The organism is Pinibacter aurantiacus (assembly GCF_019130065.1).
Classification (GTDB): Bacteria; Bacteroidota; Bacteroidia; order Chitinophagales; family Chitinophagaceae; genus Pinibacter; species Pinibacter aurantiacus.
In genome coordinates, this window is the sequence record NZ_JAHSPG010000006.1 from 348309 (window position 1) to 364695 (window position 16387).

At 42.6% G+C, this 16387-nt stretch carries 9 protein-coding genes; all 9 read left to right on the top strand.

Annotated elements, in window-relative coordinates; genetic code table 11:
• The first annotated feature begins 41 nt into the window (after nt 1-41).
• Nucleotides 42-980: a glycoside hydrolase family 43 protein gene (locus tag KTO63_RS10845; protein ID WP_217791299.1), complete on the top strand. Its 939-nt coding sequence runs from the start codon at nt 42-44 to the stop codon at nt 978-980.
• 2 nt (nt 981-982) lie between these two features.
• Nucleotides 983-2830 (top strand): exo-alpha-sialidase, encoded by a 1848-nt coding sequence (locus tag KTO63_RS10850; RefSeq protein ID WP_232373123.1) that lies wholly within the window; start codon nt 983-985, stop codon nt 2828-2830.
• Between the two features lie 32 nt (nt 2831-2862).
• The gene (locus tag KTO63_RS10855) at nt 2863-5646 is read left to right on the top strand and encodes a glycoside hydrolase family 2 protein (protein ID WP_217791300.1); all 2784 of its coding nucleotides are present in this window, start codon (nt 2863-2865) and stop codon (nt 5644-5646) included.
• A 13-nt stretch (nt 5647-5659) separates the two neighbouring features.
• Entirely contained in the window at nt 5660-8404 is a 2745-nt protein-coding gene (locus KTO63_RS10860; protein ID WP_217791301.1) for an alpha-L-rhamnosidase, read from the top strand.
• Nucleotides 8405-8494: 90 nt separating this feature from the next.
• Nucleotides 8495-9622 (top strand): sialidase family protein, encoded by a 1128-nt coding sequence (locus KTO63_RS10865; RefSeq protein WP_217791302.1) that lies wholly within the window; start codon nt 8495-8497, stop codon nt 9620-9622.
• A gap of 89 nt (nt 9623-9711) precedes the next feature.
• The gene (locus tag KTO63_RS10870; protein ID WP_217791303.1) at nt 9712-11088 is read left to right on the top strand and encodes an alpha/beta hydrolase family protein; all 1377 of its coding nucleotides are present in this window, start codon (nt 9712-9714) and stop codon (nt 11086-11088) included.
• 200 nt (nt 11089-11288) lie between these two features.
• The gene (locus KTO63_RS10875; protein WP_217791304.1) at nt 11289-12167 is read left to right on the top strand and encodes a sugar phosphate isomerase/epimerase family protein; all 879 of its coding nucleotides are present in this window, start codon (nt 11289-11291) and stop codon (nt 12165-12167) included.
• Nucleotides 12168-12252: 85 nt separating this feature from the next.
• Nucleotides 12253-14127, top strand: a complete 1875-nt coding sequence (locus KTO63_RS10880; protein ID WP_217791305.1) for a right-handed parallel beta-helix repeat-containing protein — start codon at nt 12253-12255, stop codon at nt 14125-14127.
• Nucleotides 14120-16288 carry an alpha-L-rhamnosidase-related protein gene (locus tag KTO63_RS10885; RefSeq protein WP_232373124.1) on the top strand — a complete coding sequence of 723 codons (2169 nt, stop codon included), beginning with the start codon at nt 14120-14122 and terminating at the stop codon, nt 16286-16288. Before KTO63_RS10880 ends, KTO63_RS10885 begins: the two co-directional genes overlap by 8 nt.
• Nucleotides 16289-16387 lie beyond the last annotated feature (99 nt).

The following is a 16387-nucleotide window of genomic DNA, read 5'->3' on the forward strand; positions in this document are numbered from 1 at the left end:
CTCAGTGGCCTTAGTGCTTTAGTGGTGAAAAAAATGTAACAATGAAAAGAATCTCGATAATATTTTTTACTGTCCTTTTAACGGCATGCAGCGCAGAGAAAAGTGTCTACATGTTTACGTCTTTTCATGAGCCGGCTACGGATGGTTTGCGGCTAATGTACAGTGCAGATGCTTATCACTGGAAGGCTTTTGACACAACTTTTTTACAGCCCGAAGTGGGACAAAAAGTAATGCGCGATCCGTCAATGATACAAGGGCCCGATGGTGTTTTTCGGCTAGTGTGGACAAGCGGTTGGAACAAAGACAAAGGCTTTGGTTATGCAAGTTCGAAAGATCTGATTCATTGGTCACATGAACAATTTATACCAGTGATGGAATCCGAACCGACAACCGTAAATGTTTGGGCGCCGGAATTATTTTATGACGATGAGGGCAAGCAATACATCATCATTTGGGCGTCATGCATTCCAGGACGTTTTGAAAAAGGTGAAGAAGCAGAAGACAACAATCATCGTTTGTACTACACGACTACAAAAGATTTTAAAACATTCAGTCCTTCAAAACTCTTCTTTGATCAGGGTTTCAGCGCCATTGATGCAACGATGATAAAGAGAGGGAAAGATGATTATGTGTTGGTTGTAAAAGACAATACGAGACCAAACAGGAACATAAAAGTTTGCTTTGCGAAAAGTCCGCTGGGGCCTTTCACGCAGGCATCGCAACCTTTTACAGACAATTTCTGTGAGGGGCCAAGCGCGGCAAAAACGGGCAACGACTGGTTGATTTACTTCGACGCTTATCGCGCAAAAAAATATAGTGCAGTGAGAACAACCGATTTCAAAACTTTTGAGAACGTTGATAGTTTGCTAACCATTCCCGAAGGACATAAACATGGAACTGTATTCATGGTAACAAAAAAGACTTTGAAGAATTTAAAGAAGCATGCGGCTGTTGTTGACAATGGCGGTGTGAAAAAATAACTATGAACAACGTTAAGAAAATATTCGTCGTTTTATCTGGCGTCGCATGCATAGCTACCTCTCTACATGCGCAAAGGAAAGATACGGTGCGTTACCTGGGTAATACATTGGTAAACGTGGATTATCATCATGGGCAGCTAACTCCGGCAGTTGGTGTGCACAATATCCAGGTGTTTCGCGCCAACCGTGAGCATCCTGAATTGGCAGAAGGCTTTGGATTTACTTACAACCACCAGCCGATGCTGGCATACTGGAACAATAAATTCTATCTCGAATATTTGAGTGATCCTGTTGGTGAACACATCCCTCCGGGGCAAACATTGTTGTGTAATTCGCTGGATGGTTACACATGGACGAAACCTGTTGTTGTTTTCCCGCAATATAAAATACCTGATGGCACAACAAAAGAAGGCTATCAGGGAGTAGCGAAAAACCTGATGGCTGTGATGCACCAGCGTATGGGCTTTTATGTGTCAAAGAAGAAAAGACTGATGGTGCTTGGGTTTTATGGCATTTGCCTGGATAAGAAAGATGACCCGAATGACGGCAACGGCATAGGCCGCGTAATACGCGAAGTATATGCTGATGGTAGTTTTGGCCCCATCTATTTTATTCGTTACAATCATTTGTGGAATGAAAAAAATACATCCTATCCGTTTTATAAAACAAGCAAGGACAAAGGCTTCGTAGAAGCATGTGAAGAAATTTTGTCAAGTCCTTTAACCACTATGCAGTGGGTGGAAGAAGCCGATAGAAAGGATCCGATCATTCCGTTGCACCTTGACTATAAAGCTTTTTGCTATTATCATTTGAATGATGGCAGGGTGGTTGGTTTTTGGAAAAATGGTTTGACTACAATTAGCAATGACAATGGCAAAACATGGCCTGACGCTGCTTCAAGAGCGCCGGGCGTTGTAAACGGTTCTGCGAAAATGTGGGGACAGCGCACATCTGACGGACGCTTCGCAACGGTGTACAATCCTTCTGAATTCAGATGGCCGCTTGCCATTTCTAAGAGTGATGACGGTCTGAATTATTATAACCTCTGGTTGTTACATGGAGAAATTTCTCCAATGCGTTATGGGGGTAATGAAAAATCATATGGTCCGCAATACATACGCGGCATCATGGAAGGCGATGGAACGCCACCAGGTAAAAACATGTGGGTGAGTTATAGTGTGAACAAAGAAGACATCTGGATTGCGAAAGTAGCGGTGCCTGTTAAGAGCGAAGTGAACGGTGCCGTTGATGAAGATTTCAGTAAAATGAAAGCCGGTGAAGAATTGAATGAATGGAACATCTATAGTCCGCTATGGGCGCCTGTTCGCATTGAGAAGAAAAATGACGACAGGATGCTCATGCTAAAAGATGAGGATAGATATGAGTATGCAAAAGCGGAAAGAGTAATTGAAGCAAGCAAAACCGGAACGATCGAATTTTCGATAATGACGGCACAAAACAATTGCGGCATGATGGACATTGAGTGCCAGGATGCAAAAGGAGATGTGGCCATTCGAATGACATTGGACTCGACGGGACGGCTACAAGTGAAGGCTGGTGCAAAGTATAAGAATGTTATGGGCTACGATGCCAATCAATTGTACAACGTAAAACTGGTATACAATACTTCCACAAGATTGTACACGATTGAAGTGAATGGTAAACAAGTTTTGCGTGCGTTGACATTCGCGCCGGTTGATAAGATTGAACGCGTTGTGTTTCGTACAGGTTCAAGAAGATATTTCCCAACACCTGACACGCCGGCAGAGCAAACGTATGATTTGCCAAACGCAGGAACACCGGAAACAAAAGTAGCAATATTTTATATAAAGACATTTAAAGCTTCGTAGGAGCGAATCGCATTCGCCCTCTTGCATTCATAATGAGACGATTTCTATTAACATACATCACAATATTGTCTGTTCTGTCTTCTATCGCACAGAACACGGAAATCCAATACCTGTCAGGCACGGGCAACGATAATACTGTTGATTGGCAATTCTACTGCACAGAAGGCCGCAATTCCGGCAAGTGGACAACGATGCCTGTACCTAGCTGTTGGGAACTGCAGGGCGTTGGGAAATACAATTATGGTTTCAACAAAGACAGCGCTAAAGGAAAAGAAAAGGGACTGTACAGATACACTTTCAAGGTGCCGGCAGATTGGAAAAAGAAAGTGGTGAACATCGTGTTTGAAGGAAGCATGACAGACACAGACGTAAAGATCAATGGCAAAGTAGCAGGAGCGAAACACCAGGGATCTTTTTACGTTTTCAAATATGATATCAGCAAGTTGCTGAAATATGGGAAAGATAATTTGCTGGAAGTAACGGTGGCAAAACACTCCGATAATAAATCTGTCAATGAGGCCGAACGCAAGGCTGACTTCTGGATATTCGGGGGCATCTTCAGACCCGTTTATTTAGAGGCTTTGCCGCAGCAACATATTGAGAAGGTCGCAGTAAATGCGAAAGCGAATGGCGAGGTTGATGCAAATGTATTTCTTTCTAAAAATAGTAAAGCAACAGAAATAAAAGTACAGCTCTACTCGCTGGCTGGAAAGGAGATAGGAATCGCCGCTGTTGATAAAATAAGCGCCAGTGATAGTGTTGTTGAAGTAAGGACTTTATACAAAAATGTTAGACAGTGGACTTCTGAAACACCTGATTTATACAATGTGGTATTTACGCTGATGCAAAATGGCAACGTGTTGCATGCAGTGTCCAAACGTATTGGTTTTAGAACCGTCGAAGTAAAAGAACGTGATGGTATTTACGTCAATGGCGTAAAAGTAAAAATGAAAGGTGTGAACCGTCATTCATTTTGGCCAACATCCGGAAGGACAACCAGCAAGGGGAGAAGTATAGCAGATGTGTTGCTAATGAAGGAAATGAACATGAATGCGGTGCGGATGAGTCACTATCCGCCGGACAGTCATTTCCTGGATGTATGTGATTCGCTCGGGTTATTTGTGATGGATGAGTTGGCAGGATGGCATGGCCACTATGATACACCAACCGGGAAGAAGTTGTTGAAAGAAATGATGGACAACGATGAAAATCATCCGTCGATTATCTTTTGGGCCAACGGAAATGAAGGAGGGCATAACCTGGAACTGGATCAATATTTCAGGCAATGGGATATGCAACAACGTCCTGTAATTCACCCGTGGCAAGTGTTTAGTGGATTTGATACACAGCACTACCGCGATTTCGATTATGGTATCGGTAATTATATGCATGGGCACAACATTGTAATGCCAACAGAATTTTTACATGGTATGTACGATGGTGGCCACGGTGCAGGTTTGTATGATTATTGGGAAGAGATGTGGCGTAACCCCATCTGTGCAGGTGGTTTCTTGTGGGTGTTTGCTGACGAAGGTGTTGTTCGGACAGACAAAGGGGGAATCATCGATACAGACAAAGAACATGCTCCCGATGGAATCGTTGGACCCTATCATGAAAAAGAAGGAAGTTTTTTCACTATTAAAGAAGTTTGGTCGCCAATATTTTTCGAGCGAAAAGATATTACAACAGCATTTGATGGTAGTCTGAAAATAGAGAACCGTTATCATTTTACCAATATCAATAGCTGTTCTTTTCAATGGAAGTTGCAAAAGCTTGGAAGTGTAAATGATCAGGCGAATCTTTCTTCAAAATCTGGAACCATTGCTGCTCCTGATGTTAAGCCATTGGAAAAGGGCTTGTTGAAAATTGAGCTTCCTGCAGATTGGCAGAATTATGACGTGTTATATGTAACAGCGAAAGATCCTTTCAATCGTGAAATATTTACATGGAGTTTTAAAATAACATTGCCTTCAGGAACAGCTGTCGGTATTGTTAAGAAGGATGGTGATGCTAGCGTGAAAATAGAAAAACAGGATTCGTTATATATTGTGAATGCAGGTAATGTGCAGCTAACGTTTAGTCGTAATACAGGGTTGCTGAGAGAAGTAAAGAATGATAAAGGCATTATTCCCTTCAACAACGGCCCCATTGTGGACGAAGGTGCTACGAACTTTGCAGGCTTTACAGATACAGTTGAAGGAAACAACATTGTGATAAGATCGACCTTTGACAGAAAGCAATCGTACAACACACTTGAATGGACCATCTATCCATCCGGCTGGATAAAAATGAAAGTGAATTATTTTCCTGCAGCCTATTTAACAGATGTAGTTGGTGTGGATTTTTCATTTCCTGAATACGCAATGAAGTCTGTGAAATACATGGGTGATGGGCCTTACAGAGTTTGGAAGAACAGAATGAAGGGGACTCAATTTGGCGTGTGGGAGAAAGAATACAACAACACTGCAACCGGGGAAGTGCCTTTTGTATATCCTGAATTCAAAGGGTATCATTCAAATATGTACTGGTGCAAATTCTTCACGAGCAATCAGAATTTTACGGTGGTTACAGAGAATGAAGATATTTTCTTAAGACTGTTTACACCAAAGGTTTCAAAAGATCCGTATCAGAATTTCGTGCCGGTGTTTCCGGGGGGAGATATTTCCTTTATGCAGGGGATATCAGCCATTGGAACAAAAACGCAAAAGCCTTTGACAACAGGAATAATGGCGCAGAAGAATATTTTTTACGATTACGAAAAAGAAAAAGACAGGGCATTGTTCATAACGCTATACTTTGATTTTACAGGCAAATAGATGAAATAATATCATGAAGTACATTATTATCAATATTGTTTTGCTGGTGGCAATTGTTGCTTCTTCTTTCACCCAAAGGATTGAGACGACAAATCTTCGTTGTGAAATGCTGCAGAATCCGCAAGGTATTGATGTTGTTCATCCGAGACTTAGTTGGGAGATAAGCGACACGAGAAATAGCGTTCAGACTGCCTATCAAATTTTGGTTTCTTCTTCGCAGAAAAAACTCGACGCAAACGATGGTGATGTATGGAACTCCGGCAAAGTAAACACCGATCGATCCATACACGTGTTGTATAGTGGAAATTCTTTGAAGAGCAAAACGGCATACTACTGGAAGGTTAAAGTTTGGACGAACCATAGAGAAATGCCGTGGAGTAAAACAGCGGAGTGGAGCGTGGGAATCCTGGATGTAAATGAATGGAAAGCAAAATGGATCGGTTGGGAAAAACCATTTGCATGGGATAGTGTTACAAAGTTTTCAAGATTGTCTGCACGATACCTTCGTAAACAATTCGAATCAACGTCTCGCGTAAAAAGAGCAACGGCATATATCTCTGGATTGGGGTTATATGAACTGTATATCAACGGTAAAAAGATTGGTGACCAGGTGTTGGCACCGTCTCCAACGGATTTCACGAAAGATGTAATGTATAATACGTTTGACGTAACCGAAAGTATTCAGAAGGGGAAAAATATAATAGCAACGGTACTTGGCAACGGCAGATTTTTCACTATGCGCCAGAACTACAAGCCTCAAAAGATCAAAACATTCGGTTTTCCAAAAATGATATTGCAGCTTGAAATAGAGTATACAGATGGCAAGCGTGAGACAATTATTAGCGACGATACATGGAAACTCTGTGGCGATGGGCCTATTCGTTCCAACAATGAATATGATGGAGAAGAGTATGACGCCGGGAAAGAAATGAATGGATGGGATAAAGCATCTTTTAATGACAGCAAATGGGAAACACCGGAATTGGTGGAGGCTCCCGGAGGCAGGCTTAATGCCCAGATGAATGAGTTTGTGAAAGTAATGAAGGTCGTGAAACCTGTTTCTGTTAAAGAACTAAAGCCTGGCGTTTACATAATGGACATGGGGCAAAACATGGCTGGTTGGGTAAAGATGAAGGTAAAAGGAAACGCCGGTGATTCGGTGGTGTTGCGTTTTGGTGAAAGCTTAAAGCCCGATGGAGAACTGTACACCAGGAATCTACGTGATGCCATTTCAACAGACAAATACATTCTGAAAGGCAAAGGCACTGAGGAATGGCGGCCTTCATTCGTGTATCATGGCTTTCGCTATGTAGAAATTTCGAGTTATCCGGGAACGCCCTCTGTTGCTGACTTTGAAGGTGAGGTTGTATATGATGACGTTGCTACTATCGGAGATTTAGAGACTTCGAATCAAACAATTAACCAGGTTTATAAAAATGCATGGTGGGGTATAGCTTCCAACTACAAGGGAATGCCAATCGATTGCCCGCAACGTAATGAACGTATGCCCTGGCTGGGCGATCGCGCTACAGGTGCATATGGTGAGAGTTTCGTTTTCGACAATGCAAAGCTGTATGCAAAATGGCTGGATGACATCGAAGCCGCACAAAAACCAGATGGCGCAATCCCTGACGTGGCGCCCGCTTACTGGAACTATTACAGTGATAATGTAACATGGCCGGGAACATATTTTCTTGTTGCTGACATGTTGTATCATCAGTTTGGTGATCAAGAGCCAATTGCAAAGCATTATGCGTCTATGAAAAAGTGGATGGACTACATGCGCGATAAGTACATGAAAAACGATTTGATTACCAAAGACAAGTACGGTGATTGGTGCGTGCCTCCTGAATCCAAAGAGTTGATTCATTCAAAAGACTCATTACGCAACACAGACGGTGTGTTGATTGCGACCGCCAGCTACTACAAGCTACTTACATTGATGAAAGGCTTTGCAACAATGCTTGGCAAGACAAACGATGTCGCAGAATATGATGGGATAAGCGAAAAGATTAAGACTGCGTTTAATAATAAATTTTTCAATCAAAATACGTATAGTTATAGTAACAACACTGTTACGGCGAATTTGTTACCGTTGTATTTTGACATGGTGCCTGAACGGAACAAGCAGCAGGTTTTTTATAACATTACTAACAAGATTGTAAAGGAGAACAATTCACACATCAGCACCGGAGTTATTGGCACGCAATGGCTCATGCGCGGCTTAACTAATAATGGGCAGCCGGAAATAGCATACACACTTGCTTCAAACAAAGATTATCCAAGTTGGGGCTATATGGTTGAAAATGGCGCCACTACTATTTGGGAGCTTTGGAATGGCAACACAGCCAATCCTGAAATGAATTCACAGAATCACATTATGTTGTTAGGCGATTTAATTGTGTGGTACTATGAAAACCTTGCTGGCATTAAATCAGATGATAAGGAAGTTGCGTTCAAAAGGATAATTATGAAACCTTCTTTCGTGAAAGAGCTGAGCTCAGTGAACGCTTCCTATCATTCAATGTATGGTGCCATAAAAAGCAGCTGGAATAGAATTGACAACTCGATTGGATGGAATATTGCTGTTCCTGCGAATTGCAAAGCAGTAATATATTTTCCAGTTGATAAGAAAAATATTGTTGAGAAAAACAGAAGCATTCAAACCATGGAAGGAATAAAATATCTTGGAACGCAAGGTGGGCAGGAAGTGTATGAGATTGGATCGGGGGTGTATTCGTTTATGATCAGCGATTAAAATATTTACCACTAAGGCACCGAGGTATATAAGAGTCCTCTTAGTGAAACTTAGTGTTCTCAGTGTCTTAGTGGTAATAAAAACTATAGCATGAAAAAACTGTTTTTGATATTATTAGTATCTGTAAATATTGTTGCCACACAAGGCCAGCGGCCCTGGAAAAAAGGCATCATCGTTGATGAATTCATCTGCGACAATCCTCCATTCCCCGAGAGTCATGCATCAACCATCGTAGAAACACCACAAGGCTTGGTTGCCGCATGGTTTGGTGGAACAAAAGAAAGAAATCCCGATGTGTGCATTTGGGTAAGTCAAAAGAAGAACGGTCAATGGACAAAACCGCAGAACGTTGCCAACGGCATCATCAACGATACGCTACGCTATGCATGCTGGAACCCTGTGTTGTACCAGGTGCCGGGGGGTGAGTTATGGTTGTTCTACAAAGTGGGGCCAAATGTCGCGGGTTGGAAAGGTTGGATGCTGCGCTCAAAGGACAATGGCAATACATGGTCATCGCCGGAAGCTTTGCCAGATGGGTTTTTAGGGCCCATTAAGAACAAACCTGTAATGATCGACGGGAGAATTATTTGTCCTTCCAGCACCGAAGCCGGAGGATGGAAAGCTCATTTTGAAGTGACCGATGTCAATGCAAAAACGTGGCAGATGATTGGGCCAATCAATGATGGCAAAATGTTGTCATTCATTCAACCATCTATTGTTCTTTACAAAGATGGAAGCCTGCAAGCATTGGGCAGAAGCAAAGACAGAGCGATTGTAGAAACATGGTCACACGATAGAGGCAACACGTGGTCCGCTGTTGCGGCAACAGATATGCCCAACAATAATTCAGGCACAGATGCGGTGACATTAAAGGACGGGAGACAGTTGCTGGTGTATAACCATGTTAGGCCTGCAGACAGTTTAAAGAATGGCAAAGGTGCGAGGACTCCTCTAAACATTGCCGTTTCCAAAGATGGTAAAATATGGTATGCCGCGGCAATACTGGAAAATTCGCCGATTAGTCAATATTCTTACCCTTCGGTTATTCAGTCAAAGGATGGCATGGTTCATATAGTTTACACCTGGAGAAGAAAGAAAATAAAGTATGTAATGATCGATCCAGCTAAGCTGGAAATGAAAAAAATAATCAACGGACAATGGCCAGCAATGAAAGGATACGAGGCGCCGAAGCCCGGATCAGAAATTGATTCGCCGTAGAGACGCATGATAATGCGTCTCCGCAACAAGCCGCGTTCCTCAATAAGCCGCGTTCCACAACAAACCGCGTACCGCCAAACAAAAACAACATGCGAACCATATTAACCATAATCATTCTGCTAAACATCACGCAAATATTTGCGCAGCAAAATGCAGATGATAAATACAAGAAGCCATTGAAGCAGGTGCTGCAGGAAGTGCAAACAAAGTTCGGCGTGCGCATTAAGTTCGATAATAAAATGGTGGCTGATAAATGGGTTAGCTATGCAGACTGGAGATACAGAGAGAATGCGGATGCTACGCTGGCCAACATTCTGACGCCATTCGACATGAAAGTGAATAAGGAGAATGATTCAACATTCAAGTTGAAAGAATATGAATACTATCGATGGAGTGTAGAAGACGGACAAAAGAAATTGAATGAACTCGCTGCGCTATACAACGACAAGGCTGCATGGGAAAAAAGAAAGGCAGTATTGAAACAGCAAATGCTTGAAGCGTTGGAGATTTCACCATTGCCCGCAAAGCCGGCTTCTAAAACAATTCTGGCGAACAAACGAACATTAGGAGATTACACTGTTGAGAACTTTGCTATTGAAATGCTGCCGGGCGTATATGTTGCAGGATCAATTTATAAGCCCGCAAAGATCAAAGGGAGAATTCCTGTGGTGCTTTGTCCGGATGGGCATTGGCAGGCATGCCGTTATCGTCCGGATTGTCAATACAGATGTACAACATTGGCCCGGTTGGGAACAATTGCGGTTAGTTATGACCTTTTTGCATGGGGTGAATCAATGTTGCAATTCAAGTATGAAGATCATCGCAAGAGTTTGGCGCAAACCATCCAGGTGTTGAATACGATTCGCATTCTTGATTACATCCTTACATTGCCTGAAGCAGATACTTCAAGAGTGGCGATCAGCGGCGGTTCCGGAGGAGGAAGTCTCACGGTATTAATGACAGCATTGGACGATAGAATAAAATTGAGCGCACCTGTTGTTTCATTATCATGTTATATGTATGGCGGTTGTCCTTGTGAAAGCGGCATGCCGATTCATTTTGCAGGTGGTGGAACTGACAATGTAGAAATAGCCGCCATGGCTGCACCCCGTCCTATGTTGGTTGTTAGTGACGGACAGGACTGGACCGATCACGTTCCGCAAATTGAAATGCCTTACCTGAAAAGGATGTATGGATTTTATGGAAAAGATGAGTTGGTGCAAAATGTACATCTACCCACGGAGGGGCATGATTTCGGAATCAACAAAAGAACACCGCTCTACAAGTTTATTGCTGCGAATTTTGGATTGGATTTGAAAAAGATAACGACAGCTTCGGGAGGTATTGACGAAACAAAAGTTATGATAGAGAAGGAAAATGCGATGTATGTATTTGGCGACAAAGGCGAGAGGTTGCCCGCAAATGCGATCAAGGGTTTTGATGCGTTGACGAAAATGTTTCGGTAATTGAAAATTGAAAGTTGAAAGTTGAAAATGGGGTTGCGGTAGGGGTGAATCGCATTCGCCCTCTTGCACCAAAACAATGCAAGATAAATACATGGTGACTTACTACTGTTCAACAGCGAACAGATGTAAAAGTGAGTGACACAACGATCTCAAATAGAATTACAACTGTTGGTAACAAAAAAAACATTGAAAACAGACATATGAAAAATAAAATCTTTTGCGCAGCCATTTTGTTGGCTTGTGCACTAACAACAACCAACCTCAATGCGCAATCAAAGAAGTCCAGTTATAAAGTGGGGTTGATTGATTTGATGTTGCTGAAACGCCAGAAACCGGGTGCCTTGCAGCTTACGAAAGATTTGAATGCAGACGGACTTGAAGTGGACATGGGTGGGCTTGGTCAGCGCGAATCATTTGATAACACTCTTGCAAATGACTCCATTCGTCAAATGTATTTGGATAAGATAAAGGATCTGAACATTGAGATATGCGCGTTGTCGATGTCTGGGTTCTATGCACAGTCATTTGCACACAAGCCAACTGCAGTAAAGGCTGTGGCGGATTGTATCGCTACAATGAAAAAGATGAATGTTAAGATTGGCTTTCTTCCTTTGGGAACAAATTCTGATTTAACTGAGCATCCGCAAGTGCGTGATACTGTTGTGCAGCGCTTGAAAGAAGTGGCAAAGATTGCAGAGAAAGAAAACGTGATCATTGCCATAGAAACATCTATTTCTGCCGCAGACCAGGTGAAACTGCTGAAGGATATTGGTTCTCCTGCAATTAAAATTTCTTACAACTTCCAGAACGCGTATCAGCGCGGAAGAGACCTGGCAACTGAATTGCAAACATTAGGAGCAAAAAATATCGCGCAAATACACTGTACAAACAAAGACAGCGTGTGGTTGCAAAATGATCCGCAGGTTGATTTATCGGCGACTAAGAAGGTGTTGGATAAAATGAAATGGCACGGATGGCTGATCATTGAGCGTTCAAGAGATGCAAAACAATCGAGAAATGTGAAAGCTAACTATGGCGCGAATGTGGCGTATGTGAAATCGATTTTCGAACAGGGATAAGAGAAGGAACGCCCGCCTGAATGACTTTAGTCGGGCAGGCTGATCTTCATGATTGTCATGATTGAAAGGATTTTATTTTTTGGATATGAATTGGATCAAATATAAACTATTGGTGGGGGCTCTGTTGATGGGCTATGCTGGATTTGCACAGCAGGTGATTTGGGTTGCGCCGAACGGAACGAATGGGAATGACGGTTCGAAGGAGTCTCCATTTGCTTCGATTGACGTGGCATTGCGTAAGGCGAGAGAGCTGCGTAGACTGGATAGTACGTCTTCAGTAAAGGATGTTACTATCAATGTGCGCGGCGGCATTTATAATTTGTATGAGCCAATATTTATAAGGCCCGAAGATTCCGGCACTCCTGATCATCCTTTGGTGATTCAAGCGGCGCCGGGTGAGAAGCCTGTTGTAAGTGGAGGCGTAAACGTAGTGGGATGGAGCAAGGTGAAGGGAAAGATTGGAGGCCTGCCGGCTATTGCTCAAGGGAAAGTTTGGGTGGCGGATGTGCTGAAAGTTGGTGGTAGAAATATTGAGTTCAGACAGTTATGGGTAAATGGGAAAAAAGCTGTTCGCTGCCGTGAAGTGGATGATAATAATTTGAAGCGTATTCTTTCTGTTGACAAGCAAAAAGAAGAGATATGGGTAGAGGCTCCATCTTTCAATATATCGAAAGATGCCGGGCAAATGGAGATCGTGTTACACGAAATGTGGGCCACTGCTATATTGCGCATCAAAAGTGTTGATGTTGTTGGCAACAAAGCAAGATTGACTTTTTATCAACCAGAGAGCCGCATTCATTTTGAACATCCATGGCCATCTGCTGTGGTGGACGGTAAGAATGGAAACAGTGCCTACTATTTTACCAATGCGGTTCAACTACTTGATGAGGCAGGCGAATGGTATCTTGATATAAACAAAGGGAAAGTTTACTATTGGCCAAAAACAGGAGAAGACATGGCGACCGCTAATGTTGTTGTACCTGTTTTGGAGCAATTGATAAAAGTGGATGGTTCGTTGGATCGTCCCGTTGGAAACATCATTATTGATGGAATTGCCTTTCAACATACAACATGGTTACGACCGTCATTGCAGGGCCATGTGCCATTGCAGGCCGGCATGTATTTGTTGGATGCATACAAGTTAAAACCTAAAGGCACGCCGGAGAAAAAAGGCCTGGATAACCAGGGTTGGATCGGTCGTCCACCCGCCTCAGTGGAAGTAAGTGGTGCAAGCAATATTCAATTCACGCACTGCGATTTTCGTCACATGGCTTCGGCTGGGTTAGATCTTGCTTTTGGTACAAACCATAATCTGGTACAAGGTTGTGTGTTCAGGGATATTGGTGGCAATGCTATACAGGTCGGCACTTTCTCGCCTGAAAATTTTGAAACGCATTTGCCCTATGATCCTGCCGATGAAAGAGAAATTTCTTCTTACGACAGAATTGAAAACAACTATATCGATGATGTGACGAATGAAGATTGGGGATGCGTGGGCATTGCAGCGGGTTGTGTAAGAAATATAAATATTGAGCACAACGAAATTTGCAATGTTGCATACACGGGTATCAATGTGGGATGGGGTTGGACGAAATCTTTGAACTGCATGCGCAATAACCGTATTCATGCCAACTACATTCATCACTACGCCAATCACATGTATGATGTGGCGGGGATATATACGTTGTCTGCACAGCCGGGAACTTCGATCACAGAGAATTGCGTTGACAGCATCGGCTACTCTCCATATGTACATGACCCGGAGCATTGGTTCTATTTATATCTCGACGAGGGTTCTTCTTATATCACTGTAAAAAATAACTGGTGCCCTAAAGAAAAGTTTCTGGCGAATGCGAACGGTCCGGGTAATACATGGGAGAACAATGGGCCAATGGTGGCTGACTCTGTAAAAAATGCTGCGGGATTATTGCCCCGTTTTAAAACAATAAAACATGAATAGAATGATCAAACGAATGGCGATAGTTTTAGGCGCTTGTCTTCTTATGTGCTCGGAAGCATTGATGGCACAGGAAGCAACGTGGATATGGTATCCCGGCGATTTCGATATATGGCTCAGCAACAAAATGCAAAACAGACGCACAGAACGGGGGACGTTTTTTCCTCCATTCTGGAAAATGGATAACCATTATGTGTGTGTTGATTTTCATAAGGATTTTAGTCTTGCTCAACCAGAGCAGGTTGACATTTATACGGAAGGAAATTACAATGTAAAGATTGACGGCAAGATGCAAGAAGGTGCGCCATCGCAGATACTTGTACCTGCTGGTAAACACAGGATAAACGTAAAAGTATTTAACCAGGCCACAGTACCCGCTTTGTTTGTAAAGGGGCAAACGATTGTATCTGATGGAACATGGTTGGTAACGTTTGAGGATAAGGAGTGGATCGATGAGACAGGCAAGGCATCGGATCAGGCTGCTACTGTTTGGCTAACTGCGGGAAGTAAAAATTTTAACGACCCGTCTATAAAACCATCGTCTTTCAAACTGCAAACGACACCTCAATATGCTGCGTCTGTTGATAAGAAGGGGCAAACATTGTTGGTTGATTTTGGCAGGGAAACATTTGGATACGTAAAATTGAATGGTCTTCGCGGAAATGGTAAAGTGAACATCTATTACGGTGAATCTAAAGCAGAAGCGTTGTCGACAGATCATTGTGAAACGTTAGACAGATTGCAGATCAGCAACGCTGCGGCCAAGGACACAGTATTACCGTCTTCGAAAGCATTCCGGTTTGTCAATATTCAATATAACGGCTCGCTTGCATTGGATTCTGTCTCCATGCTTTACGAATATGCACCGGTTGCGCAACGTGGAACTTTCAGATGTTCAGATACTTTGTTGAACAGAATTTACGAAGTATCAGACTATACGTTTCATTTGAATACGCGTGAATTTTTCATTGATGGCATCAAGCGTGATCGATGGGTTTGGAGCGGTGATGGTTATCAAAGTTTTTTGATGAACTATTATTCCTTCTTCAATTCATCAACGGTAACGTCTACATTAATGGCGCTACGTGGCAAGGATCCTGTGACTAGTCATATCAATACCATCATGGATTATACGTTTTATTGGTTCATGGGAATCTATGATTATTATCTGTACACAGGTGATCAAAATTTTATTACGCAGGTATATCCACGCATGCAAAGCATGATGGATTATTGCTTGCAAAGAAGAAACAAAGATGGCTTGATGGAAGGGCTTGCAGGAGATTGGATATTTATTGATTGGGCAGATAGGCTTAGTAAAAAAGGTGAAGTGAGTTTTGAACAGTTGCTCTTGTGCCGCAGTCTTGAGACAATGTCGATGTGTGCCGATTTGATGCATGATACAAAAGCTGCACAGTACAGGCAAATGGCTGCGGATCTAAAAGCGAAAATATTCTCTTATTACTGGAACGGCAATAAGCAGGCATTTGTTCATAGCCGAATAAATGGGCAACCAACAGACAACGTAACCCGCTACACCAATATGTTTGCAATCTTCTTTAATTATTTGTCAGACATACAAAAGCAAGGCGTAAAGCAAAATGTTTTATTAAACGATAAAGTACAGAAGATCACCACCCCATATATGCGTTTCTACGAGTTGGAAGCGATGTGCGCATTAGGCGAACAACAATATGTGTTGAATGAAATCAAAAGTTACTGGGGTGGCATGTTGCAAAATGGCGCAACGACTTTCTGGGAAGAATACAATCCCGATAAAAAGGGAGATGAGCACTATGCCATGTACGGAAGGCCGTTTGGCAAAAGCCTTTGCCATGCGTGGGGTGCAAGTCCGATTTATCTTTTTGGAAAATATTATTTAGGAGTGCAGCCTACTTCGCCAGCGTACAAAACGTACACGATACAACCGGTAACAGGTGGGTTGAAATGGATCGAAGGAACGGTGCCTACACCAAACGGAGTAGTGAATGTGTATTGCAGTGCGAAGCAAATAAAGGTGAAGGCAGACGAAGGAACAGGTACGTTGAAATTCAAAAGCAAAAAGAAACCTTCCTGCAAAAACGGAACAATCGCAAGTACAGGAAACGGTGTGTATGAGATGACCGTGGAGAAAGGTGTGGAGTATGTGGTGAATTATGAATGATGAATTTTGAGGTTCATTCCCGTAGAGACGCATGAAAATGCGTCTCCCGAACAAACCGCATGTCGCAAATTATAAGGCTGTCGTAAAGACAGCAATCAA